This window comes from Solihabitans fulvus (assembly GCF_008386585.1).
Taxonomy (GTDB): Bacteria; Actinomycetota; Actinomycetes; order Mycobacteriales; family Pseudonocardiaceae; genus Solihabitans; species Solihabitans fulvus.
The window spans coordinates 101,875-126,967 of record NZ_VUOB01000022.1 but is presented as its reverse complement, the minus strand read 5'-3'; the positions used below and the strand labels follow the sequence as shown (position 1 = coordinate 126,967).

Below are 25,093 nucleotides of genomic sequence, written 5' to 3'. Positions count from 1 at the left end.
AAAGTGGCTATCGCAAAATCCTTCGATGTGGACGTTCCAAGCAGGCCACTTGGCGATTAACGTGACTGACCGTGAGCGAGGACTGTTACGACCGCCCCACCCTGACCGGCCGACACGTCCGGCTCGAGGCGCTGGCCCCTGAGCACGCCGACGGGCTCTTCGAGGCCGGCAAGGACCCGGACATCTGGACCTGGCTGAGCGTGCGGCAGCCCGCCGACCTCGCCGGGATGCGCAGCCAGGTCGCCGACATGATCGCCGCGCCTGGCCGACTGGCCTGGGCGCAGCTCGACGCGGCCACCGGCGAGGTCGCCGGCACGACCTCGTTCTACGAGATCTCCCCCGCCCACCGCGGCCTCTACATCGGCTTCACCTGGATCGGCGCGCGCTGGCAGCGGACCAGGCTGAACACGGAGGCCAAGCTGCTCCTGCTCGGGCACGCGTTCGACACGCTCGGCGCGAACCGGGTCGGCTGGCACACCGACATCCGCAACGAGCGCTCGCAGCGGGCCATCGAGCGGCTCGGCGCGCAGCGCGAGGGCGTGCTCCGCGCGCACCGGGTCCGGCCGGACGGCACGGTTCGGGACACCGTCACCTACTCGATGACCTCGGCCGAGTGGCCCGCCGCGCGGGCCGCGCTGACCGCGAAGGTGGCGGACACCCGCCCCTGACGAACCGAATTGGTCTGAACCTATTGTGAGTGGCGACCTGTCGAAGCAGGGCCACGCGCACTACGGTCACACCAGCACGTGTTCAGTCAGGATTCAGGAGGTTCCGCGCCATGACCCAGCCGTCGGACCAGGGCGCCGCCCTGGACAACCTGCTCACCGAGAGCAGGTCGTTTCCGCCAAGCGAGGAGTTCGCCGCCGAGGCCAACGCGACCTCAGCGCTCTACGACGAGGCGACCGCCGACCGCGAGGCGTTCTGGGCCAAGCAGGCCGAGCGGCTGCACTGGGACACCAAGTGGACGCAGGTCCTTGACTGGTCGGACGCGCCGTTCGCGAAGTGGTTCGTCGGCGGCAGGCTGAACGTCGCGTACAACTGCGTCGACCGGCACGTCGAGTCCGGCCACGGCGACCAGGTCGCCATCCACTGGGAGGGCGAGCCGGGCGACCAGCGCGCCATCACCTACGCGGAGCTCCAGCGCGAGGTGTCCAAGGCCGCCAACGCCCTCGTCTCGCTCGGCCTGCGCACCGGCGACCGGGTCGCGATCTACCTGCCGATGATCCCCGAGGCCATCTTCTCGATGCTGGCCTGCGCCAGGCTCGGCCTGCCGCACAGCGTGGTCTTCGGCGGCTTCTCCGCCGAGGCGCTGCGCACCAGGATCGACGACGCCGAGGCGAAGCTCGTCATCACCAGCGACGGCCAGTTCCGCAGGGGCAGCGCGGTGCCGCTCAAGGCCGCGGTCGACGAGGCGGTCAGCAGGACCCCGTCGGTCGGCAACGTGCTGGTGGTGCGGCGGACCGGCATCGACGTCGAGTGGACCGAAGGCCGCGACCTGTGGTGGCACGACGTGGTCGACGCGCAGTCGGACGTGCACGCGCCGGAGTCCTTCGACGCCGAGCACCCGCTGTTCATCCTCTACACCTCGGGCACCACGGGTAAGCCCAAGGGCATCCTGCACACCTCGGGCGGCTACCTGACCCAGGCGGCCTACACCCACTTCAACGTCTTCGACCTGAAGCCGGACACCGACGTCTACTGGTGCACCGCCGACATCGGCTGGGTCACCGGGCACAGCTACATCGTCTACGGCCCGCTGGCCAACCGCGTGACGCAGGTCGTCTACGAGGGCACGCCGAACACCCCGCACGAGGGCAGGCACTGGGAGATCGTGCAGCGCTACGGCGTGTCGATCTACTACACCGCGCCGACGACGATCCGCACGTTCATGAAGTGGGGCAACGACATCCCCGCGAAGTTCGACCTGTCCACGCTGCGCGTGCTCGGCAGCGTCGGCGAGCCGATCAACCCCGAGGCGTGGATCTGGTACCGCGAGAACATCGGCGGCAACCGCGCGCCGATCGTGGACACGTGGTGGCAGACCGAGACCGGCGCGATCATGATCTCGCCGCTGCCCGGCGTGATCGCCGCCAAGCCCGGCTCCGCGCAGCGGCCGTTGCCCGGCATCGGGGCCAAGGTCGTCGACGACACCGGCGCCGAGGTGCCGGCCGGCGGCGGTGGCTACCTCGTGCTGGACGAGCCGTGGCCCGCGATGCTGCGCGGGATCTGGGGCGACGAGCAGCGCTACCGCGAGACGTACTGGTCGCGGTTCGCCGCGCAGGGCTTCTACTTCGCCGGCGACGGCGCCAAGTACGACGCCGACGGCGACATCTGGCTGCTCGGCCGCGTCGACGACGTGATGAACGTGTCCGGGCACCGGATCTCCACCACCGAGGTGGAGTCGGCGCTCGTGTCGCACCCGACCGTCGCCGAGGCCGCCGTGGTCGGCGCGACCGACCCGACCACCGGCCAGGGCATCGTCGCGTTCGTGATCCTGCGCGGCGGCGTCGCGCAGGACCAGGCCAAGGGCGCCGAGGCGATCAAGGCGCTGCGCGACCACGTGGCCAAGGAGATCGGCCCGATCGCCAAGCCGAGGCAGATCATGGTCGTGCCCGAGCTGCCCAAGACCCGCTCGGGCAAGATCATGCGGCGGCTGCTGCGCGACGTGGCGGAGAACCGGCAGGTCGGCGACGTCACCACGCTCGCGGACTCCTCGGTGATGGACCTCATCTCCAGCGGCCTGAACACGAGCGCCTCGGAGGACTGAGCGTTTCCGCGCGGGGGTGGGATTTCGCCTAGGGCTCGGCGAAATCCCACCCCCGCGCGATTATTCCGATTGCCCGGTCGCGTCGAATAGTGCGCCGAACAGAACATTTCCCTGCTCCATTTGTCGCTCGCCCCGGTTTTCTGGGCGGGACGATGTGTCACCGCATTGTCGCCGGCCGTATGTTGGAGCGGTGAACGACGGCGCTTTCGACAGCTTGACCAAGACATTCGTCGAGCTCGCCGACACACTGGTCGACGATTTCGATCAGGTTGGTTTTATCCGGCTGGTGGCGGCCCGCTGCGTCGAGCAGCTTGCGGTGCCGGCGGCCGGACTGCTGCTCGTCGATCACGCCGGAGCGCTGCACACCGCCGGGGTGTCCCGCGACGGTTCCGACGTGCGCGGGCTGATGGCCGCGCAGCAGCGACGGAGCCCGAGCCTGGAGTGCCACCGGACCGGCGAGCGCCTGACGGTGCGCGACCTGCCCGCCTCGCTCGGGCGCTGGCCCCGGTTCGCCTCCGCCGCGCTGGCGCACGGCTTCAGCTCCGTCGACGTGCTGCCGCTGCGGCGGCGTGACCAGGGCATCGGCGCGCTCACGCTGTTCGGGACGGGGCAGGGCCAGCCCGACGGGGAGACGATCCGGATCGCGACCGCCCTCTCCGACGTCGTCACCATCAGCCTGCTCCAGCGGCGCGCCGTGCACCGGCAGGCGACGATCGGCCGGCAGTTGCAGCGGGCGCTGGACAGTCGAGTGCTGATCGAACAGGCGAAGGGAATCCTGACCGAACGTTTCGGTATTGACATGGATGTGGCGTTCACCGCGCTACGCGGATACTGTCGAAGAAACAACCGCCGACTGACCGAAGTCGCGGCCGAGATCGTGCGCGATCTCGACGCGGCAGACGAACTCGGACCGAGCCGAAATCCATTCGAGCGGCGTATTCGACCCCGCACTGACTGAGCTGAGCGGTTCGACCACCCGAACAGCTCTGCCCCGGCCACACTCGGCGGAGGACGATGGATGCGGCCGATGCTCCGGACCCCGGCGTCAACCAGTGGCATTGCGTCCGTCGAGCCGTAAGCGGCAGCCGACCTGTCGCGGGTTCCCTTTCCCCTGCTGGGCTCGCGGTGCGAGCGGACCAGGGGGAGCTGGGGTCTGGGGGCGTCTCCCGCCGCGACTTCCCACGGATGGCGGTGTCCGCCGGAAGCCGCGGCGGGAAGGCCGTCCGACGGGCGACCGCGACCGCCGCTGAGACCATTCGCACAGCTAAGGAATGGACGTCCCCCGTTCGAGCTATTAAGATCGCGTCAAGGTGAGCCGGGAAGTCTGGTCGGCATGAGGATCGTCATGTACCCGACCCCGGGAGTTGGTCTTGACCCGTCGCCGCCCAGCCGTCGCAGTCGCCGAGTTCGCCAGGTACCTGCGCACCGAGACCGTCGGCGGCATGGTGTTGCTCGCCGCCACCGCGATCGCCCTGATCTGGGCCAACTCGCCGATCAGCGGTTCCTACCAGGCACTGCGTGACCTCCGCGTCGGCCCCGGTTCGCTGCACCTCGACCTCTCGCTCGAGACGTGGGCCAAGGACGGCCTGCTCGCGCTGTTCTTCTTCGTCGCTGGGCTCGAACTCAAACGCGAGCTGGTCGTCGGCGAGCTGTCCAAGCTCAGGGCCGCGACCCTGCCAGCCATCGCGGCGCTCGGCGGCATGGTCGTGCCTGCGCTGGTCGCCGTCGTCGTCGGCGGGGGCGCGCCCGGCATGGACAAGGCGTGGGCCATCCCGGTAGCCACCGACATCGCCTTCGCGCTCGGCGTGCTCGCGCTGACCGCCTCCGGCATGCCAAGCGGCGCGCGGGTGTTCCTGCTCAGCCTCGCCGTGGTGGACGACCTCGGCGCGATCGTCGTCATCGCGGTCCTGTTCACCGCGAAGTTCAACCTTGTCGCCGCCGGCATCGCCGTGCTGCTGCTGGCGCTGTACTGGTACCTGCAACACAAGCGGATCACCTCGCCGCTGCTGTACGTGCCGATCGCGATCGGCACCTGGCTCGCCGTGCACGAGGCCGGCGTGCACGCCACCATCGCCGGCGTCGCGCTCGGGCTGCTCACCAGGGTCCGGCGCGACCCGTACGAGCACGAGGCGCCCGCCGTCCGGCTCGAACACCGGTTGCAGCCGTGGTCCTCTGGCTTCGCGGTGCCGGTGTTCGCACTGCTGGCCGCCGGAATCCCGGTCAGCGCCAAGGCACTTGGGGCCACCTTCGACAACCCCGTCGCGATCGCCGTGCTCGTCGGGCTCGTCGTCGGCAAGCTCGTCGGCATCGTCGGCGCGTCCACCCTCGCGATCAAGCTCGGGCTCGCCGTCCGGCCCAAGGACCTCGGGCTGCGGGACATCTTCGCCGTGGCGATGCTCGGCGGCGTCGGGTTCACCGTCAGTCTGCTCATCGCCGACCTCGCGCTGACCGGCACCATGGCGGAACAGGCCAAGACGGCGGTGCTGCTCGCGTCGATGATCGCCTCGCTGCTCGCCGCCGCGCTGCTGGTGCGCCGCAGCAAGGTGCACCAGCGCCGCAGGACCGAGGTCGAGGAGTCGGCGTAGGAGTGCGGTGGCGCGGCACACGCACCGGTTGTGGCCGGTCGGCCAGCCTCGGATCTGGCCACATGGCACGATGACCCGGTGACGAGCGCCCAGCAGAACGCCAACGGCAGCCGTGGGGGTGCCGGGCTGCCACCAGTCCCGTCGATTCCGCTGACCGAGGACGGTGCCGCGCGCGTCGCGGGCGAGTCCTCCATCGGCGGCCTGGTCCGCGACGCGACCACGCACGTGTCGACGCTGATCAGGGCCGAGGTGGAACTCGCCAAGCAGGAAGTCACCGGCGAGATCAAGAAGGGCATCAAGGGCAGCCTGTACTTCATCGTCGCGCTGACGATCGGCCTGTTCAGCCTGTTCTTCTTCTTCTTCATGCTGGCGCAGGGCATCCACGCGCTCGGGCTGAACGAGTTCTTCTCGTTCCTCATCGTGTGGGGCCTGATGCTCGCCATGGTGGTGCTGTTCGTGTTCCTAGGCGTGCGCAAGCTGAAGAAGATCCGCGCGCCTCAGCGAACCATCAGCACACTCCAGGACACCGCTGCCGCGCTCCGACACCGCGACCAGCGCGCCGACGAGCACCCCGCCTACTAGGTCGGGCGGGCGCATCAGTACCGCAGTGCGGCGGCGGGAACGAAACTCCGAGAAGGTGGTGACGCCACCGCCGGATCCCTCGACCGTGCGCGTCAGCGGTCCGTGGACGCACCGCGACGTCTCGGCCAACGGCATCCGGCTGCACGTCGCCGAGCTCGGCGACGGCCCGTTGGTGTTGCTGCTGCACGGTTTTCCCGAGTTCTGGTGGTCCTGGCGGCACCAGCTGACCGGGCTGGCGCAGGCGGGATACCGGGCGGTCGCCGTCGACCTGCGCGGGTACGGCGACTCCGACAAGCCACCGCGCGGCTACGACGGCTGGACGCTGGCCGGGGACGTGGCCGGGCTGGTGAAGGCGCTCGGCGAACGGCGGGCCGACCTGGTCGGGCACGCCTGGGGCGGGCTGCTCGCGTGGACGGTCGGCGCCATGCACCCCAGGGTCGTCCGGTCGGTGTCGGCGATCTCCGCGCCGCACCCGCTCGCGCTGCGCAGGGCGATCCGCCGGCACCCGCGCGGCCAGGGCCGCGCCGCGGGGCACGTGTTCCGGTTCCAGCTTCCGCTTGCCCCGGAACGCTGGCTCACCAGGGACGGCGCGGCGAACGTCGAGCGGCTGCTGCGAACCTGGTCAGGTCCTAAGTGGACGGTCGTGCCCGGCTTCGACGAGGCGGTCCGGCGCAACCGCGCGGCCATGCTCGTGCCAGGTGTCGCGCACAGCGCGCTCGAGTACTACCGCTGGGCGGCGCGGTCCCAGCTGCGCGGCGACGGCAGGCGCTTCGCCGAGGCGGTCGACCGGCGGCTCGACGTCCCGGTGCTGCAACTGCACGGCGCCGACGACCCGGTGATGCTGCTGTCCACCGCGCAGGCCTCGGCGAACTGGCTCGGCCCGCGCTCCGAACACCGCTACCTGGACGGCGTCGGGCACTTCCCGCACCAGGAAGCCCCGCACACCACCACGCGCACGCTCATCGAGTTCCTCGCGCACGGCGAGCCGGACCACCGGCCGTACTAGAACGCGCGTCCCGGATCAGCCGGTGCAGACGCCCGTCGTCACCTTGTGGTCGTAGCCGCTCGCCCTCGCGACGTAGTCCCTGACCTGGCTGCCCGTCAACGCGAAACCCGTCTCCGGGTCGTCGACCGCCGCGCCGAACACCACCCCGAGCACCTGGCCCTTCGGGTCGCTGGTCGGGTCGACCAGCGGGCCGCCGGAGTTGCCGCTGCGCACCGTCGCCCGCACGGTGTAGACGTCGCGGCGCACCTTCTTCGAGTCGTAGATGTCCGGCCCGGACAGCTGGAACCGCTCGCGGACCCGCGCGGGGGACACCGTGTACGGACCGTCCAGCGGATAGCCGAGCACGATGCCGTCCTGGCCGGGGCTCGCGTCCTGCTGGCGGAACGCCAGCACCGGCGCGCTCAGGTCGGGCACCGCGAGGATCGCGATGTCGACGTCCGGGTTGTAGTAGACGACCGTCGCGTCGAGCTGTCCGCGCCCGACCTCGACCGCGACCTCGCTGGTGCCGGCCACCACGTGCGCGTTGGTCAGCACCCGCTCCGGCGCGACCACGAACCCGGAGCCCTCCAGCGCCCGCGAGCAGGACGGCGCCCTGCCCCGGATCTTCAGCACGCTCGCCTGCAACTGCTGCGCCACCGGGCTGTTGAGCAGCGCCGGGTCGGGTGGCTCCGCGCTGCGGATCGGCGTCTTGCTGAACGGGTCGACGGCGGCGGGGAAGCCGGACACGTCCAGCAGGTTCTTCAGTTCCTCCGAGAGGTTGCGCGCCGACTGCGGCATGACGTCGTTGACCGCGCCGAGCACGGTCGAGCCGCGGATCGCCGAGGCGAGCCCAGGCAGGCCCGCGACGGTGGTCAGCGGCAGCGCGATCAGCCAGGCGACGGCGAACACGACGGCGCCCTGCACCACCGCGCCGAGCGCGTTGTCCACGCCGCGCAGCCGGGTCGCGTCGACGCGCTGCTTGATCGACCTGCCCACGTACACGCCGAGCGTCTCGCCGAGCGCGACGAGCAGCACGACGATGGCCACCGCGAAGGCGACCTTGGTCGTCTGGTTGCTGAACTGCTCGACCACCAGCGGCGCCAACCGGATGCCGAGCACCGCGCCGAGCAGCACACCGGCGAACGCCGGCAGCGCGGTGACCATGCCCTGGCGGGCCCCGGAGACCGCCGCGAGCACCGCAAGGGCCACCACCAGCAGGTCTACCCAGTTCACCCCTGCTACCTCCGCGTTCGGCGGCTCACGTGGCCCGCAACGCTACGTCAAGATCGCGCACATCGGTGGCATCCCACGGCCGTTCCCAACCGCCGAGGGCGAGCAGCCCCGTGAGCAGGCCGGCGGTGAACCCCCACACCAGCATGCCCGGCACGCCGAACGCCGGCCCGAGGAAGCCGGAGGGATGCCGCACCTTGAAGCGGTTGGCCGGGTCGGCGAGGTAGCTGATCGGCACCCTGGCCACCGCGGCGGTCTCCGCCTGGTCGACCGGCCGCACCGGGCACGGCTCGACCCACTGGCCGAGGACCGGGGTGACCAGGAAGCCCGACGGCGGCACGTACAGCTCGGGCAGCAGGGCCACCGGCCGCACCCCGGTCGGCAGCACCCCGGTCTCCTCTTCGGCCTCGCGTAACGCCGTCGCGATCGGGCCGTCGTCGGCCGGGTCGGCCGCCCCGCCGGGGAAGGCCACCTGCCCTGGGTGCGAGCCGAGCGTGTCGGCCCTGCGCAGCAGCAGGATGTCCGGCCCGTCCGCGCCGTCGGACTCGCCGAGCAGCATCAGCACGGCGGCGGCCCTGCTGCTCCCGTCCGGCGGCGGCGAGAGCCTGGTGAACGCGGCGGCGTCCAGCCCAGCGGTGGCCTCGACCAGCCCGCGCAGCCAGTCCGGCGTGTCCGCCGGGTCGACCAGCGGCCCTGCGGACACCGTCTCGGGTCGCCATCCTTGGTGAACGCTCATCCTGCCCCCAGGTACTTGCTGACGGTCTGCCGCACCAGCTCGGCGGAGGTGAACAGCAACGGGTCGGTGATCCGCTGGACGGTCCCGTCGGCGTGCACGAGGAAGCTGGCCGGCAGCGACGGCGGGGCGTGCAGCGCCCTGCCGACGCTGCCGTCGGCGTCGAACACCGAGGGCAGCCGGACGCCGAGCCTGGTCAGCAGGCCGAGGGCGTCGTCGGCCCTGCTCTGCTGCGCGACGCCGAGCACCGCGATCGCTCCGGGCTGGCTCGCGTAGGCCTCCAGCACCGGCAGCTCGTCCTTGCACGGCAAGCACCAGGTGGCCCACAGGTTGACCAGCGTCGGTCGGCCGGCGAGCGCCGCGCCGACGTCGAGCTGGCCGCCGTCGCCGAGGCAGCTGGTCCGCAGCCCGGCGACCCCGGTCGGGGCGGTCGCAGCAGGCTGGGGCTGCGGGCACGGCCGCAGCGCCGCCGTGCTCCTGATCGCGGCGAGGTCGGGGGCCGGGGTGGTCGCGGCGGGCCGCGACGCGGCGGGCGAGTCCCCGCCGCGCGGCCACAGCGCCACCGCGGCGGCCACGGCCAGCACGAGGACGACCAACGCCCATCGGACCCGGCCGCTCACCGTGTCGCGCCCCCGCCGGCCCGCACCTGCTCGGCGAAGGCCAGCAGGTGGTCGGTCTCCTCGCCCTTGACCAGCTTCGCGGCCTCCTGCGGGTCGACCGGGCCGGTGCCGAAGGACGGGCACTCCTTGGCCAGGAAGCACGCCCCGCAGGCCGGCTTCCTGGCGTGGCAGACGCGCCGGCCGTGGAAGATCACCCGGTGCGAGAGCAGGGTCCACTCCTTGCGCGGGATCAGCTCGCCGATGGCGTGCTCGACCTTGACCGGGTCCTCCTCGGCGGTCCAGCCCCAGCGGCGCACCAGGCGGCCGAAGTGCGTGTCCACGGTGATGCCCGGCACACCGAAGGCGTCGCCGAGCACGACGTTGGCGGTCTTGCGGCCGATCCCCGGCAGGGTCACCAGGTCTTCCAGCCTGCCGGGGACCTCGCCGTCGAACCGCTCGACCAGCGCGGCGCCGAGGCCGAGCAGCGAGGTGGCCTTGTTCCGGTAGAACCCGGTCGGCCGGATCAGCTCCTCCAGCTCGGTGCGGTCAGCGCCCGCGTAGTCCTTGGCCGTCCGGTACTTCGCAAACAGCGCGGGGGTGACCTCGTTGACCCGCTTGTCGGTGCACTGGGCGGACAGCACGGTCGCGACGACGAGTTCGAGTGGCGTGCTGAAGTCGAGTTCGCAGTGCGCGCCGGGAAATCCCTCGGCGAGCGCGCGTGTCATCCTGCGTGCGCGGCGGACCAGTCCTAGCCTGGTCTCCTTCGTGAGAGACGCCCGCAGACGCGCGGCCGGGTCAGGAGCGGGGCGACGCGTCGCTGGAGGCACGAAGTCAAGACTACGGGCGTGCGGAACGTGTTCACCTACCCCCGCGCGTGCGGGCGAAACGCGCGTGCGCAAAGATCGGAACATCATGACTGCCTGGCTCGTCATCGTCGTACCGATCGTGATCATGTTCTTCGCGCTCTTCATGGAGCGCGTCGAAGCTCGTCTCCGGCATGTGGCGGTGCAGGAGGACGAGGTTGAGGAGTTCCTGGAGCAGGCGCGCCCCGACGAGGTCAGGGCGCTGTACGGGCACGGCATCGGCCGGGCGTTGGAGCTGTTCCGGCTCCGTCGTCGCGGCGGGCGGGCCCGGCCTCGACAGAAGCGTCCCCGCCCCTGACGCGCGCCGGTCCGGCGCGCGAGCGATCGGGGTGGCCCCCGCCAGGGGGTCAGCTTTGGCACCGCCCACGGAGGAAGTCTCTGCGTGGGCATTTCAGGCTGCCCGGGGTCCGGTTCGGACTTCGGGCTCGCGGGTGTTCGGCGAGCCGAAAGGCGATCCGGGACATTCGGCTTAGACTGCACACAGTGATCGGCGGCACGGCGCTGGAGCTCGCACGACGTGGGAGCCCAGCGCCTCAGATTGCCGCCGCGTCTCGACAGGAGGGACGAGGTGGACGAGACTCTAGCCCGCGCGGGCATCTTCCAAGGGGTCGAACCGGCTGCGGCGGAGGCACTGGCCCAGACGCTGGAGTCCGTTGAGTTTCCGCGTGGTCATGTGATCTTCGCGGAAGGCGAGCCCGGCGATCGGCTCTACATCATCCAGGCCGGCAAGGTGAAGGTCGGCCGGAAGTCGCCGGACGGCAGGGAGAACCTGCTCGGCATCTTCGGCCCTTCGGACATGTTCGGCGAGCTGTCCATCTTCGACCCTGGCCCGAGGACGTCCACGGCCACCACGGTCACCGAGGTGCGCGCGCTGAGCATGGACCGACCGGCGCTGCGGCAGTGGATCAGCACTCGGCCCGAGATCGCCGAGCAGCTGCTTCGGGTGATCGCCCGGAGGCTGCGCAGGACGAACGCGAACCTGGCCGACCTGATCTTCACGGACGTGCCCGGCCGCGTCGCCAAGGCGCTGCTCCAGCTCGCCCAGCGGTTCGGCAGCCAGGAAGCCGGCCTGCTGCGGGTCACCCATGACCTGACGCAGGAGGAGATCGCGCAGTACGTCGGCGCCTCGCGGGAGACCGTGAACAAGGCGCTGGCCGACTTCGCCCACCGCGGCTGGCTGCGGCTTGAGGGCAAGAGCGTGCTGATTCTCGACCCCGAGCGGCTGGCCCGCCGGGCGCGCTGACGGGACTCAGCGCTACACAACGCTGGAAATACGAGGGACCGGGCGCCGCCCCCGACGCGGCGCACCGGTCCCTCGTGCTGCGCGGTCCATCCCCCGACGAACCGCGCTTCCATACCTCCGGCTCCAAGGCCCCGACCTGTTCCGCCGGAGGGAGGTTCGAGTTTCGGTCGATCTGGCTTGTTCAGTCGATTTGTCGACCATCAGGGCTGGTCAGTGCCTGGTTACCCGCTCGGGGGCCAGCTGACTCAACCATCGCATGCGCCCTCCCCCGAAACTCAAGCCCTGTCACCCGCAAGGACTCGAAATTCAGGTGTTTCCTCGCGCGGGTTCACCCATACATCGCATCGGCGTGACCAAATTGTGATCCTTTGCCGGCTACGGCCGGGGTGACGGACTCCACCGGGATCAGTACTGGTACGGGCGTACCACAGCAGGCATACTGGTACGCGTGTCCCACTCTGCTCGTCTCGCCGACTACCGCGCCGCCCTGACCACCCCCGCGATGCGCGGCCCGGTGATCGCCTCGCTGCTCGCCCGCCTGCCCATCGCCATGGTCGGGCTCTCGCTGCTGCTCTACGTGCAGCGGCAGACCGGGTCGTACGCCACCGCCAGCCTGGTCTCGGCCAGCGCGCTGGTGGGTGTCGCGGCGGGCTCCGTCGTGCAGGGACGACTGATGGACCGGCTCGGCCCGACCAAGCCGCTACTGGTCACCATCGGGGTGTTCGCCGCCTTCGTGACCGCGTCCGTGCTGGCCACCGAGTCGCACGCCGCCATCCCCGTGCTGGTCGCGCTGGCCTTCGGTGTCGGCTCCACCGAACCGATGGTCGGCTCGGCCTCGCGGGCGTTGTGGACGCGGACCGTGCCGCCTGGCTCGACCAGGATGGCCGGCTACGCCTACGAGGCCATCAGCATGGAGGTCTTCTTCATCCTCGGCCCCGGCCTGTCCGGCGTGCTGATCGCCGCGCCGTGGGCCGGCACCGGCGTCGTCGTCGGCGCGGCCTGCATGGTCGCCGGCGGCCTCTGGTTCGCGCTGACCCCGACCGTGCGGTCGCTGCGGCCGACCGGGCACGAGACGCGCGGCTCCGCCATTCTCGGCGCGCTGGCCAGCCCCGGCATGCGCACGGTCGCGCTAGCCGCGCTCGGCTTCGGCGTCACGATCGGCTTCGTCGAGGTCGCCGTGCCGGCCGCGGCCACCAACGCGGGCCACACCGGCATGGGAGGCCTGCTGCTCAGCCTGTGGTCGATCAGCTCGGTGATCTTCGGTGTGCTCTACGGCATGCGCCCCTGGCCCCGCCAGATGCACCTGCGCCTTCCCGTCCTGCTCGCCGGCTTCTCGCTGCTGATCCTGCTGCTCGCCGTGCCGTCGACGCTGCTCGGCCTAGGCGCCGCGCTGCTGGTGGTCGGCACGCTGATCACCCCGCAGTCCACCTCCCACTCGGCCGCGATCGAGCAGGTCGCACCCGCCGGCACCGCGACCGAGGCGTTCGGTTGGGTGATCACCGCCGTCACCGTCGGGCTCGCCATCGGCCAGTCGATCAGCGGCCAGCTGGTCGACCACGTCGGCACGTCGGCCGCATTCGTCGCCTCGGCCGTGGCCGGGCTGATCATCGCCAGCCTGGTGTGGGTGTCCCGCCGCACCATCAAGGCCGGGATCCCCGCAACCACGCCGGCCAAGAGCGACGTCGAACTGGTCGGCCGCTGACGGGCTGCCCCGCCCGATCGCCGACCCGCCCGATCGCCGACCCATCCAATCGCTGACCTACCCAATCGCTGACCGCTCGATCGCTGACGGCCGGAACTCACGCCAACGGGTCCACCCCGGGGACATCTCATCCCCAGGGTGGACCCGTTTTTCCACCCCATCTCCACCCCCAGGAGGTTCATTCCCACCCACCCCGTCGCCTACCGTCGCCCCATGACCTTGTGACACCTCCGCGACAACGGGTCCCGGCAGGCAAGTCCCGACAGCAAGGGGTGGGGAGGGTAGATGAACGAAGGGCTGCGCTTCGGCGATCGTCTGCCGTCCGGCCGGCTGGTCGTGCACGTGCTCGGCACCGTGGTGCTGGCTTCCGCCCTGGTCACCGCTCGGCCCGACGGGCAGGTCGTGCTGGTGTGGCTGGCCATGGGCGCCAGCTTCGGCGCGTGGCTGGCCTCCGTCGTGCTGACGACCCGCCGTCCGGACCTGGCCGTCCTGGCGACCGCCGCCGCCTCGCTGTTGGCCGCGCCCGTGTCCGGCTCGGAGGCGGCAGGCGGGATGGTGCTGGTCTGCGTCTCGCTGGGGGTCTTCGCCGCGAACCCGCTGCCCCGGGTGCCGGCGATCCTCGCGCTGGCCGTCGCCGACGCCGTGCTCGTCCTGGGAAGTTCGCTGCTGTGGCACCGGACCCTGCTCGCCACGCTGATCAACCTCGGTGCGCTGCCGTTGGCCATGCTGTTGGCGCTGAACCGACGGCAGCACGTCGTGCAGGCACGGCAGACCGAGCTGCTGCTGGCGCAGACCCAGCTGGCCCAGCACGAGCAGGCCCGCGCAGCCGCGCTCGACGAGCGGGCCAGGATCGCCAGGGAGATGCACGACGTGCTCGCGCACTCGCTCGGCGCGCTCGGTGTGCAGCTGGAGGTCGCCGAGGCGTTGCTGAGCGAGAAGGGCGACGTCGCCGGCGCGCTGGCCAGGGTGCGCCGGTCGCGCAGGCTGGCCGTCGACGGGTTGAGCGAGGCGCGCAGCGCGGTGGCGGCGCTGCGCAGCGACGTGCCGCCGCTGGCCGAGGCCGTTGCCGTGCTCGCCGACCACCACGGGCGCGATCACGAGGTGCGGGTGGACTTCCGCACCGACGGCGAACCAAGGCCGGTGTCCTCGGCCGCCACGGTGTCGCTGCTCGGGGCCGCGCGCGAGGCGCTGACCAACGCCGCAAAGCACGCGCCGGGCGCGCCGGTCACCATCGCGCTCGCCTACGAAGCGGACGCGGTCCGCCTCGACGTGCGCAACGGCCCGCCACCACCCGACACCCCAACGCCCGACGTCCCGACATCCGACGCGCCAACGCCCGACGCCCCAGCCACGGCACTCCCAACGCCCTCGACCGCCCCCTCGACCGAGCGGTCGGTCGAGGGATCGATCGCCCCTGTCGACGGGTACGGGCTGACCGGCATGCGGGAACGCCTCGCGCTGGTCGGCGGCACGCTGTCGGCCGGACCGGGGCACGGCACGAGTTGGCGGGTGCACGCGGAGGTGCCGGCATGACGATCAGCGTGATCGTCGTGGACGACCAGCAGATCATGCGCGAGGGCCTGGTCGCGCTGCTGGAACTCCTCGACGACGTCACGGTGCTCGGCGACGCGGGCGACGGCGAACAGGCGTTGCGGCTGGTCGAGCAGGCGGCCCCCGACCTCGTGCTGATGGACCTGCGGATGCCGGTGATGGACGGCGTCGAGGCCACCAGGCGGATCAAGGCCGCGCATCCTCGGGTCGGCGTGGTCGTGCTGACGACCTACGCCGACGACGAGTCGATCACCGCCGCGCTGCTCGCGGGCGCGCGCGGCTACCTGACCAAGGACGCGGGCCGCGTGGAGATCGCCGCCGCGCTGCGAGCCGCCGCAGCCGGGCAGTCCACGTTCGACGCCACGGTGTCCCGACGACTGGTCGCCGCCCTGACCCGCCGAGACGAGCCCCCACAGCGACGCCCCGAGACCCCGAGACGCCCGGAGTCCCCTAACGGCCTGACCGCCCGCGAGGTCGAGGTGCTGCGACTGATCGCAAAAGGCCTGAGCAACCAGGAGATCGCCGGCACGCTGTTCATCGGCGAGAGCACCGTGAAGACGCACATCAACAACGCCTTCGCCAAGATCGGCGCCAGCAACAGGGCCGAAGCGGTGGGGTACGCGCACAGACACGGCCTCGCCGACACCCCACCGTAAGACTCGGCCGCGGAGGCCGAACCCAGCCGCCGCCGTCGGCTCAGCCGTGTGAGGCCGGGTCAGTCATCAGCGGCGGCGAGCCAAACCCAACAGCCGTCATCAGACCGAGCCGAGCCAGGCCGAGCCAGTCGCCGGCGGCGACGGGGCCCGGGGCCCGGGGCCCGGGGCCCGGGCAGGGCCGAACCCAACAACCGCCGTCGGGTCAAGCCGGGTTAGGCCGGATCAGTCGTCGGCGACAGGGAGCCAAACCCAACAACCGACATCAAGTCGGGCCGAGCCAGACCGGACCAGCCATCCACGGCGGCGAGGGCAGTGGCGAGGACAGGGCTGAACCCAGCGGCCGCCCCCGGGCCAGACCAGGCCAGGTCGGTCGTCGGTGGCGGGGCCAATTCCAGCCGCCGCCATCAGGCCGAGCCAAGCCAGACCAGCCGTCGGCGGCGGTGGGGCCGAGGGCAGAGCCGAACCCAGCGGCTGCCCCTGCGGCAGACTCAGGCCTGGTCAGTCGTTGGCGGCGTCCTTGGCGTGGTGTGCTCGGCCCAGGAAGATCGGGTTGGTCAGCGCCACCATGGTGTCCGGCGTGGTGTCGGTGGCCACCGGCCGCCGGACCTCGGCGCGCACCCAGGGGGTGTCCTTCGCGGTCGTGCTCCAGCGGACGGTCGCGGAGCCCGACGCCGGCACCTGCTCGGTGTGTGCCACGCCCGCCGGGGTGAGCAGCCGCACCGCGCAGCCGGGCACGCCACCAACCGTGATCACCACGTCGACCGGGGTGCCGGGGCCGCCGTGCAGCCGCTGTCCGATCGACGCGAGCCGGCCGCCGCGACCCTCGGCGCGCAGGTCCAGCTGCACCGCGGCCGACTCGGCCAACCAGGTCCGCCCCGACTTGAGGCCGTGCAGGATGTCCTCGACGGCCAGGTCCTCGGCATGCACCACGTTGTGCGGCAAGCCAACCACATGCGCCGGGTTGTGCGCGTCGCTGTCACCGACCGCCGGCACCCACCGGCCGTCCCGCAGCAGCTTGTCCCACGCCTGCACGGACAGCTCGTCGTCCAGTGTCCACGGGCCGTTCCACACCTCGATCGCGTCGACCAGGGAGTAGCGGAACTCCCAGGAGCACCCGAGGCACGGCGCGTTCGGGTGCGCCGCGACGACCAGGCCGCCGACCGAGTGGACCTCGTCGACGAACCTGCGGAACTCGCCGGGCTCGTTCGCCCGGTACCGCCAGTCGATCCACCGGCCGACGGGCAACCCCCACGCCGGCCAGTGACCCGAGCGCGTGGTGACCTCCTCGCCGTTGACGATCAGCAAATCGTCCCCGGCGTGCTCGCCCCACTGGTGCGAGGCGGCCGGCGTGTTGTGCTCGGTGGAGATGATCCAGTCCAGCCCGGCGGCGCGGGCGGCGGCGGCCAGCTCGGTCGGCGTGCGGTGACCGTCCGAATAGACGGTGTGCAGGTGGCCATCGCCCCGGTACCAGGCTCGGCCGCGCCCCTTGGCCCGCGTCGGCGCGGGGTTGGACACGAACTTCGGCCCGGGCTCGCCGAACCGCAGCGTGATGTCGACGCGGTAGTTCATCCCTTGCGGCGCAACGGTGTACGGCCCGAGGATGACGTGCCAGGTGCCGCGCTCGATCGGCCCGGCGAGGTAGCCGGGCGTCGCCGAGGACGCGCTGATCGTGAACCTGTCCCGGAAACCGCCGGACCAGCCACGGAAGCCCCGGTGGTTGCCGAGTTCGTGGCCCTCGGGGCCGAACACGCCGAAGTCCAGCGCGTTTCCCTTGGCGCCAGGCGGAACCTGGGGCCGGTCGTAGCTGTAGACGACCTCGATCTCGCGGACCCCGGACGGCACCTCGACGGGCAGGTAGTACCAGTCGGGCGCACCGGGCTCGAACCGTCCGGTGACGGTCCTGGTCTGGTCGGCCGTGCCGTCCGTGCTCTCCGCGAAGGCGACCGACGGCAGGAACGCCTCGATCGCGCCGACGGCCGCGATCGCGCCTCCGGCAAGGAACAACGCCCGTCTACCCAGCCTGCCCTGCTCGCACATGCGGCCTCCGCGTCAGCTCGTCCGGCGAAACCGACGTTACGGCCGGGGATCTGGCGGGAAAACCACCAACGGGTGAACGCTGGACGGAAACTGGCGGGGCGCGGGGTGCGAGCGCGGGTGCGGAGCGCGGGTGCGGGTGCGGGGTGCGAGCGCGGGTGCGGAGCGCAGGTGCGGAGCGCGGGGGTGCGGGAGTCGGGCACGGCGGCGCACTGCGCGAGAGGCGCGCGGGAACTGTCGGTGTCAGCGAATAGCGTGCGACCCATGGACGTCACCGCAACCACCTCGACCCTTGCCTCGGCCGCCGCCGAGGTCGCCAGGCTGCTGCCGGGCCGCGTGCTCGACCCCGTGTTGGCCGGGTTGGTGTTGCGGGCCGACGACGATGGCGTCGTGCTCGCCGGCAGCGACCGTGAGCACTCGGTTCGCCTTGCCCGCCAAGCGATCGTGCACTCCTCGGGCGCGGTGCTGGTGCCGGCCAAGCCGTTCGCGGAGACGCTGCGCGCCCTGGACGCCCCCGAGGTGCGGTTGGTCGTCGAGGGGTCGCGGCTGGCCATTCGGACACCGGGCGCCCGGTTCGCCTTGCCGCTGCTGGATGTCGACTCGCATCCAGGGGTGTCGCTGCCGCCGGCGCTCGCCGGGCACGTGCGGGCGGACGCGCTGGTCGCGGCCACCGCGCCGGTCGCGGGGGCGGCCTCCCGCGACGACGCGTTGCCCATCTTCACCGGCATCCGGCTCCGCGCCGAGGGCGACCGGCTGATGATGCTCGCCACCGACCGGTACCGGATGGCAGTCGCCTCCGTCCCGTGGCAGGCCGCACCGGGCGGCGAGCCGCTGGACGTGCTCGCGCCGGCCTCGGTGCTCGCCGAGGTGGCCAAGCAGGCCGCGCGGGCCGGCCTGGTCGCCCTGCACGCCGACGCGGACCGGATCGGGTTGAGCTGGGGCGACGACTCGGTCAGCTCCGCCCTGCTGGCCAGCCCGTTCCCGGACGAGCGGGTGCGCAAGCTGTTGGACACCAACACCGACTGCGCGGTGGACGTCGACGCGGACTCGCTGGCCGGCGCGGTGCGCAGGGCGGCGACCTACGCCGGCGCGCACGGCACGGTGACTGTTCAGGTGGACGACGGCGAGCTGCGGGTGCGCGGCAGCGACCCGCAGGCCGGCGAGTCGGACGAGGCCGTGAAGGCCACTGTGAACGGCGACCGCGCCACCAAGACGTTCCAGGTCCGGTACCTGGCCGACGCGTTGCGCGCCTTCGCCGGGCGCGAGGTGCGGCTGCTCATGCAGGAGGGCCTGCGTTCCACGGTGTTGACGGCGGAGCCGGGCGATGACGGGGTCGAGCTGACCTACCTGGTGGTGCCCATGCGCCCGCCGACCCGCTGAGGGACACGATCTGGTCGGCCCCGCTGAGGGACACGATGTGGTCGGCATGCGTTGGCGTACAAGAGAGGTGGCGTACAAGAGAGTCGTCCCACCGGGAGTCGAACCCGGGCCCGCCGCCGGTCAGGGCGGCCGCTCTACCACTGAGCTATCGGACGTGCGGCCGGCGGCGCGGGCCGGCCGTCGGTGGGAGAGGGATGGGGTGCATTGGCCCCCATCCCTCAACCAGCACCGGACAGGATGTAGCAACAAACGCCCTCGCCATGCCGAGGTTGTGCGGCGGTTGCCCGCAGCACCGTCGGATACCCCCGAGTCGAACGGGGTGTGTCCTGGTCCCAAACCAGGTGGGTTGCCGTCTCCCTCGTATCCGTTGATCGTGATCACCACAAAAGCCTTCGACAATTCGGCGTCGACCCCTCGACGACACCGAACCGCCGAATTCCCCGACAAAAAGAAAGCCGCCCTGGTCGGTTTCCCGACGGGCGGTTCCCTGTGGTGACCACTGACGTGTCACAACGGGGAGCTACCCGCGTCGAGCTGCGGTTCCCGCAGGTTGGGCAAGCCAGAATGCGGACCGGCGAGCATGGCGGCGACACTCGGTCGCGGTGCCCGGCTCGACTGCCACCTGCTGTTCACGGCTTTCCTCCTGGTGCGGTGTTGAGACAACTATGCGGCACGGAAAGGGCTCGGTCAACGCATTATCGGCGCGCCAAGAACAATGCGTCAGGACTGTTCGCGGAGGTACTCCAGCTGCGCGCGAACCGACCATTCGGCGGCCGGCCACAGCACCCGGTCGACGTCGGCGTAGACGAGTTCGACGACCTGCCGAGGGGTCGGCGCGCCGCCGAGCGAGGCCACGGCGGCGCGCACCTGGGCGAGCCGCTGTTCCCGGTGCGCCAGGTAGCCCCTGGCCGCCTCGCCCGCGTCGGCCAGCTCCGGGCCGTGGCCGGGCAGCACGGCCGTGCCGGGCGCCAGGTCCGCGAGGACGCGCAGGGACTCCAGGTAGTCGGCGAGCTGGCCGTCCGGGTGCGCCACGACCGTGCTGCCGCGCCCGAGCACGGTGTCGCCGGTCAGCACCGACGGCGGCCCGTCGTGGTCGATCAGGAAGCACAGCGAGTCGGCGGTGTGCCCCGGCGTGGCCAGCACCCTGATCGCCAGGCCCGCCTCGGCGACCACGTCCCCGCCTGCCAACCCCTCGGAGCCCAGCCGCAGCGCGGGGTCCAGCGCCCGCACCGGCGCGCCGACGAGTTCGCCGAACCGCCGGGCGCCCTCTGCGTGGTCGGGGTGCCCGTGGGTCAGCAGCACCGCGGCGACCGGACCGCACGCGGCGACCCTGGCCAGGTGCGCTTCGTCCAGCGGTCCCGGGTCGACCACCACGCACGCCTCGGTGTCCGGCGCGCGCAGCACCCAGGTGTTGGTGCCGTCCAGGGTCATCGGCGACGGGTTGTCCGCGAGCAGCACCGCCGCCGTCGGGGTGACCTGCCGCAACACCCCGTACGCCGGGTGCGCCGCCCGCTCACCGACCAGTGGTGACCCACTCATGACCGCTCCAGTTCGTCCTCGGGGCGCGCGTCGAGGTGCGCGGACGCGGTGCCGTATTCCGGATCGCCCGGCAGCACCACGCGCAGCGCGCCGCCGCGCCGGATCACCTTCGGGATGATCTTCCGGACGGTGCGGTCCTGCGCCATCGCGTCGGCGACCGAGCCGCACTCGGCCAGCTCAGCCAGCGTCATCCAGGTCGGCGGCAGCAGGCCCCGCCGTCCCGCTTTCCAGTCGCCGATGGCGTCCGACGGCCGCTGCCAGGCGACGTCCTCGGCCTCGGTGGTCAGGCCGTCGGCGAGCTGCCCCTCCGGCACCCTCGCCACGAAGAACCTGGTGTCGTAGCGGCGCGGTTCCTCGGCCGGGGTCACCCAGTTCGCCCACGGTCGCAGCAGGTCGGCGCGCAGCACCAGCCCGGCGCCTGCCAGGAACTGGGCGAGCGACACGTCCCGGTCGACCAGCGCGGCCCTGGCGTCCGAGTACGGCGCGGTGTCGCCGACGACGCTGGTCGCGTCAGGGCCGGCCAGCAGCACGCCGGACTCCTCGAAAGTTTCCCGGATCGCCGCGCAGACCAGCGCCCTGGCCAGCGCGGGGTCGCAGCCGAAGCAGCGCGCCCACCAGGCGGGCTCCGGGCCGCTCCAGGCCACCGAGGTGTCCGAGTCGCGCCGGTCGACGCCGCCGCCGGGGAACACGGTCATCCCGCCGGCGAAGGCCATCGCGGCGACCCTGCGCAGCAGGAACGCCTCGAGTCCGGTCGCGCCGTCGCGCACCAGCACGACGGTCGCCGCGTCCTTGGGCGTCACCGGGGTGGCCGGTGGCGTGGTCGGCACCATGTCCTCGGGCAGGATCAGGTCCTCCGGCAGTTCGGGCATCCCCCGAGCCTACGAGTTGGACACCCCCGGCAGGCAAGTGATCGGCACCTCCCGCCCCGCCGCCGGGGCAGTATGGACGCGTGAACGAACAGCTGCGCGTTGGTCTTGTCGGGGCGGGTCCGTGGGCACAGCAGGTGCACGCGCCGGGCATCGCCGATCACCCTGGCACCCGGCTGGTGTCGGTGTGGGCGCGCCGCCGGGACGCGGCGGCGGAGATCACCGACCGGTTCGGCGGCGACATCGTGGCCGACCCAGACGAACTACTGTCCACAGTGGACGCCGTCGCGTTCGCCGTTCCCCCTGCGGTGCAAGCGGAACTGGCCACGAAGGCGGCGAAGGCCGGCAAACACCTGATCCTGGAGAAGCCCATCGCGTCCACAGTGGACGATGCGGAGCGACTCGTCGACGCCGTCACCGAGGCGAAGGTCGCCTCCCTGGTCATGCTGACCCGCCGGTTCGCGCCGGAGACCAGGGAGCTGCTCGCCGAGGTCGACCGGCTCGGCGGCTGGGCGGGCGGCAACGCGACCTGGCTGACCGGCGCGCTGCTCGGTGGCCAGTACGCCGGCTCACAGTGGCGACACGACCAGGGCGCGCTGGACGACATCGGCCCGCACGCCTTCGACCTGCTCGACGCGGCGCTCGGCGAGATCACCGAGGTGCTGGCGGCGCACCGGTCCGAGCCCGACCTGTGGCACCTGATGCTCGCGCACCGCGGCGGCGCGACCAGCACGGCGACCCTGACGTTGCGGCTGCCGATCCGGCCGACGGTGACGGAGTACTCGCTGTACGGCGAGCACGGCCGCCGCACGCTGGCCGGCTGGGCCAGCACGACCCAGGACTGCTACACGACGCTGCTGGACGAGTTCGTCGCGCTGGTGCAGAGCGGCACGACCGAGCACCCGTGCGACGTCCGGCGCGGCCTGCACCTGCAACGGATCCTGGCCGCGGCGCGCGCCAAGGCAGAGGGAGTCGCGTGAGCGGGAACTTAACGAGCTGGGCCGACACGCCGTTCGAGCACCACCTCGACCCAGAGACGCTGCGGGAGGTGCCGCACCGGCCCGAGGAGCTGGCCTCCTGGCTGGACGCGCGGCTGGCCGCGCCTGCGCCGGCGGACGCCGAGGCGGAACTTGTGTGGCGCACCGAGGTCGGCGTGGCGGCCCGGCTGCTCGGCAGGCTGGACCTGGCCGAACGGGAGCTGACCGTCGCGCTGACGCTGGCCGAGCGGTCCGCGACCGCGGATCCGTTGGCGGCCAGGGTTCGGCTGGCGCTCGTGCACCAGTGGCAGGGCCGGTTCGAGCTGGCCCGCAGCGAGCTCGTGGACTGCCTGGTCCGGGTGGCGCGGCGCCCGAAGCCAGGCCCGGTCGACCCGTTCATCGAGCAGCATGCCGGGACGTGCGCCTACGACGCCGGTGACTGGCCGTTGGCGCGCCACCACTTCGGCCGCGCGGTGCGGCTGCGAGCGGACGAGGGTGGCCGGGCGGCGGCTGCGGCCGCGCTGCTCGCCGTCGACGCGGCGGACGCCTGCGCGACGGCGGCCGACCTGGCGGCCGAGGTGGACCGACTGGTGATCGGCGTGCACCGCGCGACTGCGGGGTCCGGGGTGTTCCGCGAGGTCGAGCGGCCCCCGCACGCCGGGGTGCTGATCGACGTCGCCGAGCTGCTGCTGGCCGGGCCGGTGTCGGTGACCGTGCTGCGGGGCGTGCACCGGTACGCGGACGGCCTGGACGCGACGCTCGCCGAGCTGGTCGACGGCGGCTGGCTCGAACCGATCGGCGACGCGGTGGCCACGACCGCGCGTTGCGTGCCGGCGCTCGAGGCGATCGTGGCAGGACAGCACGCCGCCGCGGCGGGACTGTGGCCGGATCCCGAGGCCGCGCTGAACGCCGTGCGGCGGGTGGTCGCCGGGGCGACGGGCGGCCCGGTGTTCGCCGCCTTCGCCGGCCACAGCGGCGAAGGCGGACAGGGCGGAGAGGGCGGAGAGGGCAGGCACGGCACAGAAGGCAGCCGCCTGGCCGAAGGCGGGCACACGGGCGCAGCCGGCCACCACGACACCGACGGCCATGCGGGTCAGGACAGCCGCCTGGCCGAAGGCGGGCACACGAACGCAGCCAGCCACCACGACACCGACCGCCACACAGGCCAGAACAGCCGCCTGACCGAAGGTCAGCACACCAGCGCAGCCGGCCACCACAACACCGGCGACCACGCAGGCCAGGACAGCCACGCGGGCAGGCTGTTCGGCCTGCTGGTCGCGCTGCGGCAGCACCGGGCCGAGGCGCACGCGGCCGCGTGGGCGGGCGAGGGACTCACGGCCGCCGGGGTGCGGGCGCTCGCCGAGGAAGATCCGGTCCGCAGGCGCGTCAAGGCGACCACCGGCCGACTCGCCAGCCGCCCGTACCGGCCGCTGCCCGCCCCGGCCAGGTGGCAGCTGCTCGGCACGCTCCGTGCCCTGGCGAGCGACTAGGCCAACGCCTTAGGCCTTCGGGTAGGGCGGGCCGCCGTGCGGCGCGGCGGAACCGTTGACCAGCTCGGGGTTCTCCATCCAGCTGCCCGAACCGCCGAAGGTGTGCTGCTGGTCGCCGGAGCGGTCGACCTGCCAGCGGGTGGGTTCCGCCGCGTCGTCCTGTTCCCGCTGCGCCAGCTCCTCGTGCAGCTGCTGGAGCAGCGCGCGCTCCCGGTCGTTGATCTTGCCGTCCACCGACGGCGGCAGCGGCAACGGCTGCGAGGTGGCCGAGTCCGGCTTCGGCGGGGCCGACTCGGCGAGCGCGGCCTGGAGGGACGCCAGCTCGTCGGCGCTCAGTTCGGTGGTGTGTGCCTCGCCGTGCGCGGCCCTGGGAAACTGGGCGACCACCGCCTCCGGCCGGGCGTACTCGACAGGGGCAGGCTGCTCATCGGCGCGGAACTCGGGCTGATGAAACTCGGCCTGTTGGAACTCGGGCTGCTGCGGCTCGGCCGCGCGGTGCTCGCGGGCCGCCGCCCGCCTGGTCGGCTTGGGTGGGAAGGGCTGCACTGAGTCGAAGTCCCTGCCGCGCCTCGGCTCGGCCGCGACCGGTTCCGGCACGCTCGGCTCGTGCGTCGGCCGGTAGGCCGAGGACAGTTCGAGCGACGGCTCGGGCTCCGTGCCGTCGAACCACGCCTGACCGCCCGAGTGGGTCGGGCCAGGGGTGGTGATGGCGATCGGCACGGACGCGGCCATGGCCGCCGCGTGGTACTCGCCGAGCTCGATCCCGGTCCGCAGCACCTCGATGACGGCCCGCACGCCGGCGCGCCGCAGCACGTTGTCGATCCGGTAGGCGGTGGCCGGGGCGAAGCCCTGCGGCCCGATGTCGACCAGCACCATCAGCTGCGGCAGCGGGCCTGGCGCGGCGCCCGCCGGGGTCACCCGCCAGACGCAGCGCACCGAGCGCACGTCCGGCAGCACGTCGATGGCCTGGCCGAGGGCGGCGGCGAGGCCAGCGGCCGGATCGGACTCCGAGGTGAAGCGGTGCCGAGGCACCGGAGGGGAGTCGACGACCGCGAGCCGGTCGGCCATGGCGCGGTCGGACCGCACCTCGTCGAGCAGCCAGGCGACCTGCTGCCGCTCGTTCTCGTCGATCCTGATGCGACCGGCCAGCAGGCAGCCGACGAGCAGTTCGACGGCGCGGTCCAGTTCCGCGACCGCCAGCAGCTCGCGGGCCTGGGACAACGCGTCATCGTCCAGCCGCCCGGCCAACCCGACCAGGAGGTCGTGTAACCGGACGGGAAGCCCAATCGTGTCGACAGCGTCGGCAGCCAC

General features: G+C 72.2%; 22 protein-coding genes and 1 tRNA gene. 14 read left to right on the top strand and 9 right to left on the bottom strand.

Going from position 1 to position 25,093, the window contains the following annotated elements:
• Positions 1 to 71: 71 nt before the first annotated feature.
• The 6 genes from F0L68_RS13350 to F0L68_RS13325 all read left to right on the top strand — a co-directional run bounded on the left by F0L68_RS13350 (position 72) and on the right by F0L68_RS13325 (position 6,940).
• Positions 72 to 668, top strand: a complete 597-nt coding sequence (locus F0L68_RS13350; RefSeq protein WP_149849848.1) for a GNAT family N-acetyltransferase — start codon at positions 72 to 74, stop codon at positions 666 to 668.
• Between the two features lie 110 nt (positions 669 to 778).
• Positions 779 to 2,767 carry an acetate--CoA ligase gene (acs, locus tag F0L68_RS13345; RefSeq protein WP_149849847.1) on the top strand — a complete coding sequence of 663 codons (1,989 nt, stop codon included), beginning with the start codon at positions 779 to 781 and terminating at the stop codon, positions 2,765 to 2,767.
• A 190-nt stretch (positions 2,768 to 2,957) separates the two neighbouring features.
• Complete coding sequence (locus F0L68_RS13340) at positions 2,958 to 3,725, top strand: GAF and ANTAR domain-containing protein (RefSeq protein ID WP_223198753.1); 768 nt, start codon at positions 2,958 to 2,960, stop codon at positions 3,723 to 3,725.
• A 412-nt stretch (positions 3,726 to 4,137) separates the two neighbouring features.
• Entirely contained in the window at positions 4,138 to 5,352 is a 1,215-nt protein-coding gene (gene nhaA, locus F0L68_RS13335) for a Na+/H+ antiporter NhaA (RefSeq protein ID WP_149849846.1), read from the top strand.
• Between the two features lie 78 nt (positions 5,353 to 5,430).
• Complete coding sequence (locus F0L68_RS13330) at positions 5,431 to 5,934, top strand: phage holin family protein (protein ID WP_149849845.1); 504 nt, start codon at positions 5,431 to 5,433, stop codon at positions 5,932 to 5,934.
• Positions 5,935 to 5,992: 58 nt separating this feature from the next.
• Complete coding sequence (locus F0L68_RS13325; protein ID WP_149850043.1) at positions 5,993 to 6,940, top strand: alpha/beta fold hydrolase; 948 nt, start codon at positions 5,993 to 5,995, stop codon at positions 6,938 to 6,940.
• 15 nt (positions 6,941 to 6,955) lie between these two features.
• On the opposite strand, the gene F0L68_RS13320 is transcribed toward F0L68_RS13325, so the two are convergent.
• The 4 genes from F0L68_RS13320 to nth are packed head-to-tail and all read right to left on the bottom strand — an operon-like array spanning position 6,956 to position 10,206.
• Positions 6,956 to 8,152 carry a MarP family serine protease gene (locus tag F0L68_RS13320; RefSeq protein WP_149849844.1) on the bottom strand — a complete coding sequence of 399 codons (1,197 nt, stop codon included), beginning with the start codon at positions 8,150 to 8,152 and terminating at the stop codon, positions 6,956 to 6,958.
• A gap of 25 nt (positions 8,153 to 8,177) precedes the next feature.
• The gene (locus F0L68_RS13315; protein ID WP_223198752.1) at positions 8,178 to 8,852 is read right to left on the bottom strand and encodes an NUDIX hydrolase; all 675 of its coding nucleotides are present in this window, start codon (positions 8,850 to 8,852) and stop codon (positions 8,178 to 8,180) included.
• Between the two features lie 29 nt (positions 8,853 to 8,881).
• Entirely contained in the window at positions 8,882 to 9,502 is a 621-nt protein-coding gene (locus F0L68_RS13310; RefSeq protein WP_149849842.1) for a TlpA family protein disulfide reductase, read from the bottom strand.
• The gene (nth, locus tag F0L68_RS13305) at positions 9,499 to 10,206 is read right to left on the bottom strand and encodes an endonuclease III (RefSeq protein WP_149849841.1); all 708 of its coding nucleotides are present in this window, start codon (positions 10,204 to 10,206) and stop codon (positions 9,499 to 9,501) included. The genes F0L68_RS13310 and nth overlap by 4 nt, the downstream gene beginning before the upstream one ends.
• A 187-nt stretch (positions 10,207 to 10,393) precedes the next feature.
• Between nth and F0L68_RS13300 the strand changes: the two genes are divergently transcribed.
• The 5 genes from F0L68_RS13300 (at position 10,394) to F0L68_RS13280 (ending at position 15,496) form a co-directional block, all read left to right on the top strand.
• Positions 10,394 to 10,642: a hypothetical protein gene (locus F0L68_RS13300; RefSeq protein ID WP_149849840.1), complete on the top strand. Its 249-nt coding sequence runs from the start codon at positions 10,394 to 10,396 to the stop codon at positions 10,640 to 10,642.
• A gap of 270 nt (positions 10,643 to 10,912) precedes the next feature.
• Positions 10,913 to 11,587 carry a Crp/Fnr family transcriptional regulator gene (locus F0L68_RS13295; protein ID WP_149849839.1) on the top strand — a complete coding sequence of 225 codons (675 nt, stop codon included), beginning with the start codon at positions 10,913 to 10,915 and terminating at the stop codon, positions 11,585 to 11,587.
• A gap of 448 nt (positions 11,588 to 12,035) precedes the next feature.
• A complete protein-coding gene (locus F0L68_RS13290; RefSeq protein WP_438672279.1) occupies positions 12,036 to 13,289 on the top strand; it encodes an MFS transporter in 1,254 nt (417 codons plus the stop codon).
• 285 nt (positions 13,290 to 13,574) lie between these two features.
• Positions 13,575 to 14,822 carry a sensor histidine kinase gene (locus F0L68_RS13285; protein ID WP_149849838.1) on the top strand — a complete coding sequence of 416 codons (1,248 nt, stop codon included), beginning with the start codon at positions 13,575 to 13,577 and terminating at the stop codon, positions 14,820 to 14,822.
• A complete protein-coding gene (locus tag F0L68_RS13280; RefSeq protein ID WP_149849837.1) occupies positions 14,819 to 15,496 on the top strand; it encodes a response regulator in 678 nt (225 codons plus the stop codon). Before F0L68_RS13285 ends, F0L68_RS13280 begins: the two co-directional genes overlap by 4 nt.
• Before the next feature lie 498 nt (positions 15,497 to 15,994).
• Here the strand turns inward: F0L68_RS13280 and F0L68_RS13275 are convergent, their stop codons facing one another.
• A complete protein-coding gene (locus F0L68_RS13275; protein ID WP_149849836.1) occupies positions 15,995 to 17,533 on the bottom strand; it encodes a CehA/McbA family metallohydrolase in 1,539 nt (512 codons plus the stop codon).
• A 261-nt stretch (positions 17,534 to 17,794) separates the two neighbouring features.
• Between F0L68_RS13275 and dnaN the strand changes: the two genes are divergently transcribed.
• Entirely contained in the window at positions 17,795 to 18,910 is a 1,116-nt protein-coding gene (gene dnaN / locus F0L68_RS13270; RefSeq protein WP_149849835.1) for a DNA polymerase III subunit beta, read from the top strand.
• 83 nt (positions 18,911 to 18,993) lie between these two features.
• Here the strand turns inward: dnaN and F0L68_RS13265 are convergent.
• The 3 genes from F0L68_RS13265 to F0L68_RS13255 form a co-directional block, all read right to left on the bottom strand.
• Positions 18,994 to 19,065: transfer RNA gene (locus F0L68_RS13265), tRNA-Gln, on the bottom strand.
• A 565-nt stretch (positions 19,066 to 19,630) separates the two neighbouring features.
• Positions 19,631 to 20,449 (bottom strand): MBL fold metallo-hydrolase, encoded by an 819-nt coding sequence (locus tag F0L68_RS13260; protein WP_149849834.1) that lies wholly within the window; start codon positions 20,447 to 20,449, stop codon positions 19,631 to 19,633.
• Positions 20,446 to 21,279: an NUDIX hydrolase gene (locus F0L68_RS13255; RefSeq protein WP_223198779.1), complete on the bottom strand. Its 834-nt coding sequence runs from the start codon at positions 21,277 to 21,279 to the stop codon at positions 20,446 to 20,448. Before F0L68_RS13255 ends, F0L68_RS13260 begins: the two co-directional genes overlap by 4 nt.
• 119 nt (positions 21,280 to 21,398) lie before the next feature.
• Between F0L68_RS13255 and F0L68_RS13250 the strand changes: the two genes are divergently transcribed.
• Both F0L68_RS13250 and F0L68_RS13245 read left to right on the top strand, forming a co-directional pair.
• Positions 21,399 to 22,295 (top strand): Gfo/Idh/MocA family protein, encoded by an 897-nt coding sequence (locus F0L68_RS13250; protein ID WP_149849832.1) that lies wholly within the window; start codon positions 21,399 to 21,401, stop codon positions 22,293 to 22,295.
• Complete coding sequence (locus F0L68_RS13245) at positions 22,292 to 23,782, top strand: hypothetical protein (protein WP_149849831.1); 1,491 nt, start codon at positions 22,292 to 22,294, stop codon at positions 23,780 to 23,782. Before F0L68_RS13250 ends, F0L68_RS13245 begins: the two co-directional genes overlap by 4 nt.
• Positions 23,783 to 23,791: 9 nt before the next feature.
• On the opposite strand, the gene F0L68_RS13240 is transcribed toward F0L68_RS13245, so the two are convergent.
• Entirely contained in the window at positions 23,792 to 25,093 is a 1,302-nt protein-coding gene (locus F0L68_RS13240; RefSeq protein WP_149849830.1) for a hypothetical protein, read from the bottom strand.

Excerpts from the sequence above, each read along its gene's own strand:
- acs (WP_149849847.1), top strand. The coding sequence starts at position 779 with ATGACCCAGCCGTCGGACCAGGGCGCCGCCCTGGACAACCTGCTCACC.
- nth (WP_149849841.1), bottom strand. The coding sequence starts at position 10,206 with ATGACACGCGCGCTCGCCGAGGGATTTCCCGGCGCGCACTGCGAACTC.
- F0L68_RS13300 (WP_149849840.1), top strand. The coding sequence starts at position 10,394 with ATGACTGCCTGGCTCGTCATCGTCGTACCGATCGTGATCATGTTCTTC.
- F0L68_RS13285 (WP_149849838.1), top strand. The coding sequence starts at position 13,575 with ATGAACGAAGGGCTGCGCTTCGGCGATCGTCTGCCGTCCGGCCGGCTG.
- F0L68_RS13280 (WP_149849837.1), top strand. The coding sequence starts at position 14,819 with ATGACGATCAGCGTGATCGTCGTGGACGACCAGCAGATCATGCGCGAG.
- F0L68_RS13275 (WP_149849836.1), bottom strand. The coding sequence starts at position 17,533 with ATGTGCGAGCAGGGCAGGCTGGGTAGACGGGCGTTGTTCCTTGCCGGA.
- dnaN (WP_149849835.1), top strand. The coding sequence starts at position 17,795 with ATGGACGTCACCGCAACCACCTCGACCCTTGCCTCGGCCGCCGCCGAG.
- F0L68_RS13260 (WP_149849834.1), bottom strand. The coding sequence starts at position 20,449 with ATGAGTGGGTCACCACTGGTCGGTGAGCGGGCGGCGCACCCGGCGTAC.
- F0L68_RS13255 (WP_223198779.1), bottom strand. The coding sequence starts at position 21,279 with ATGGTGCCGACCACGCCACCGGCCACCCCGGTGACGCCCAAGGACGCG.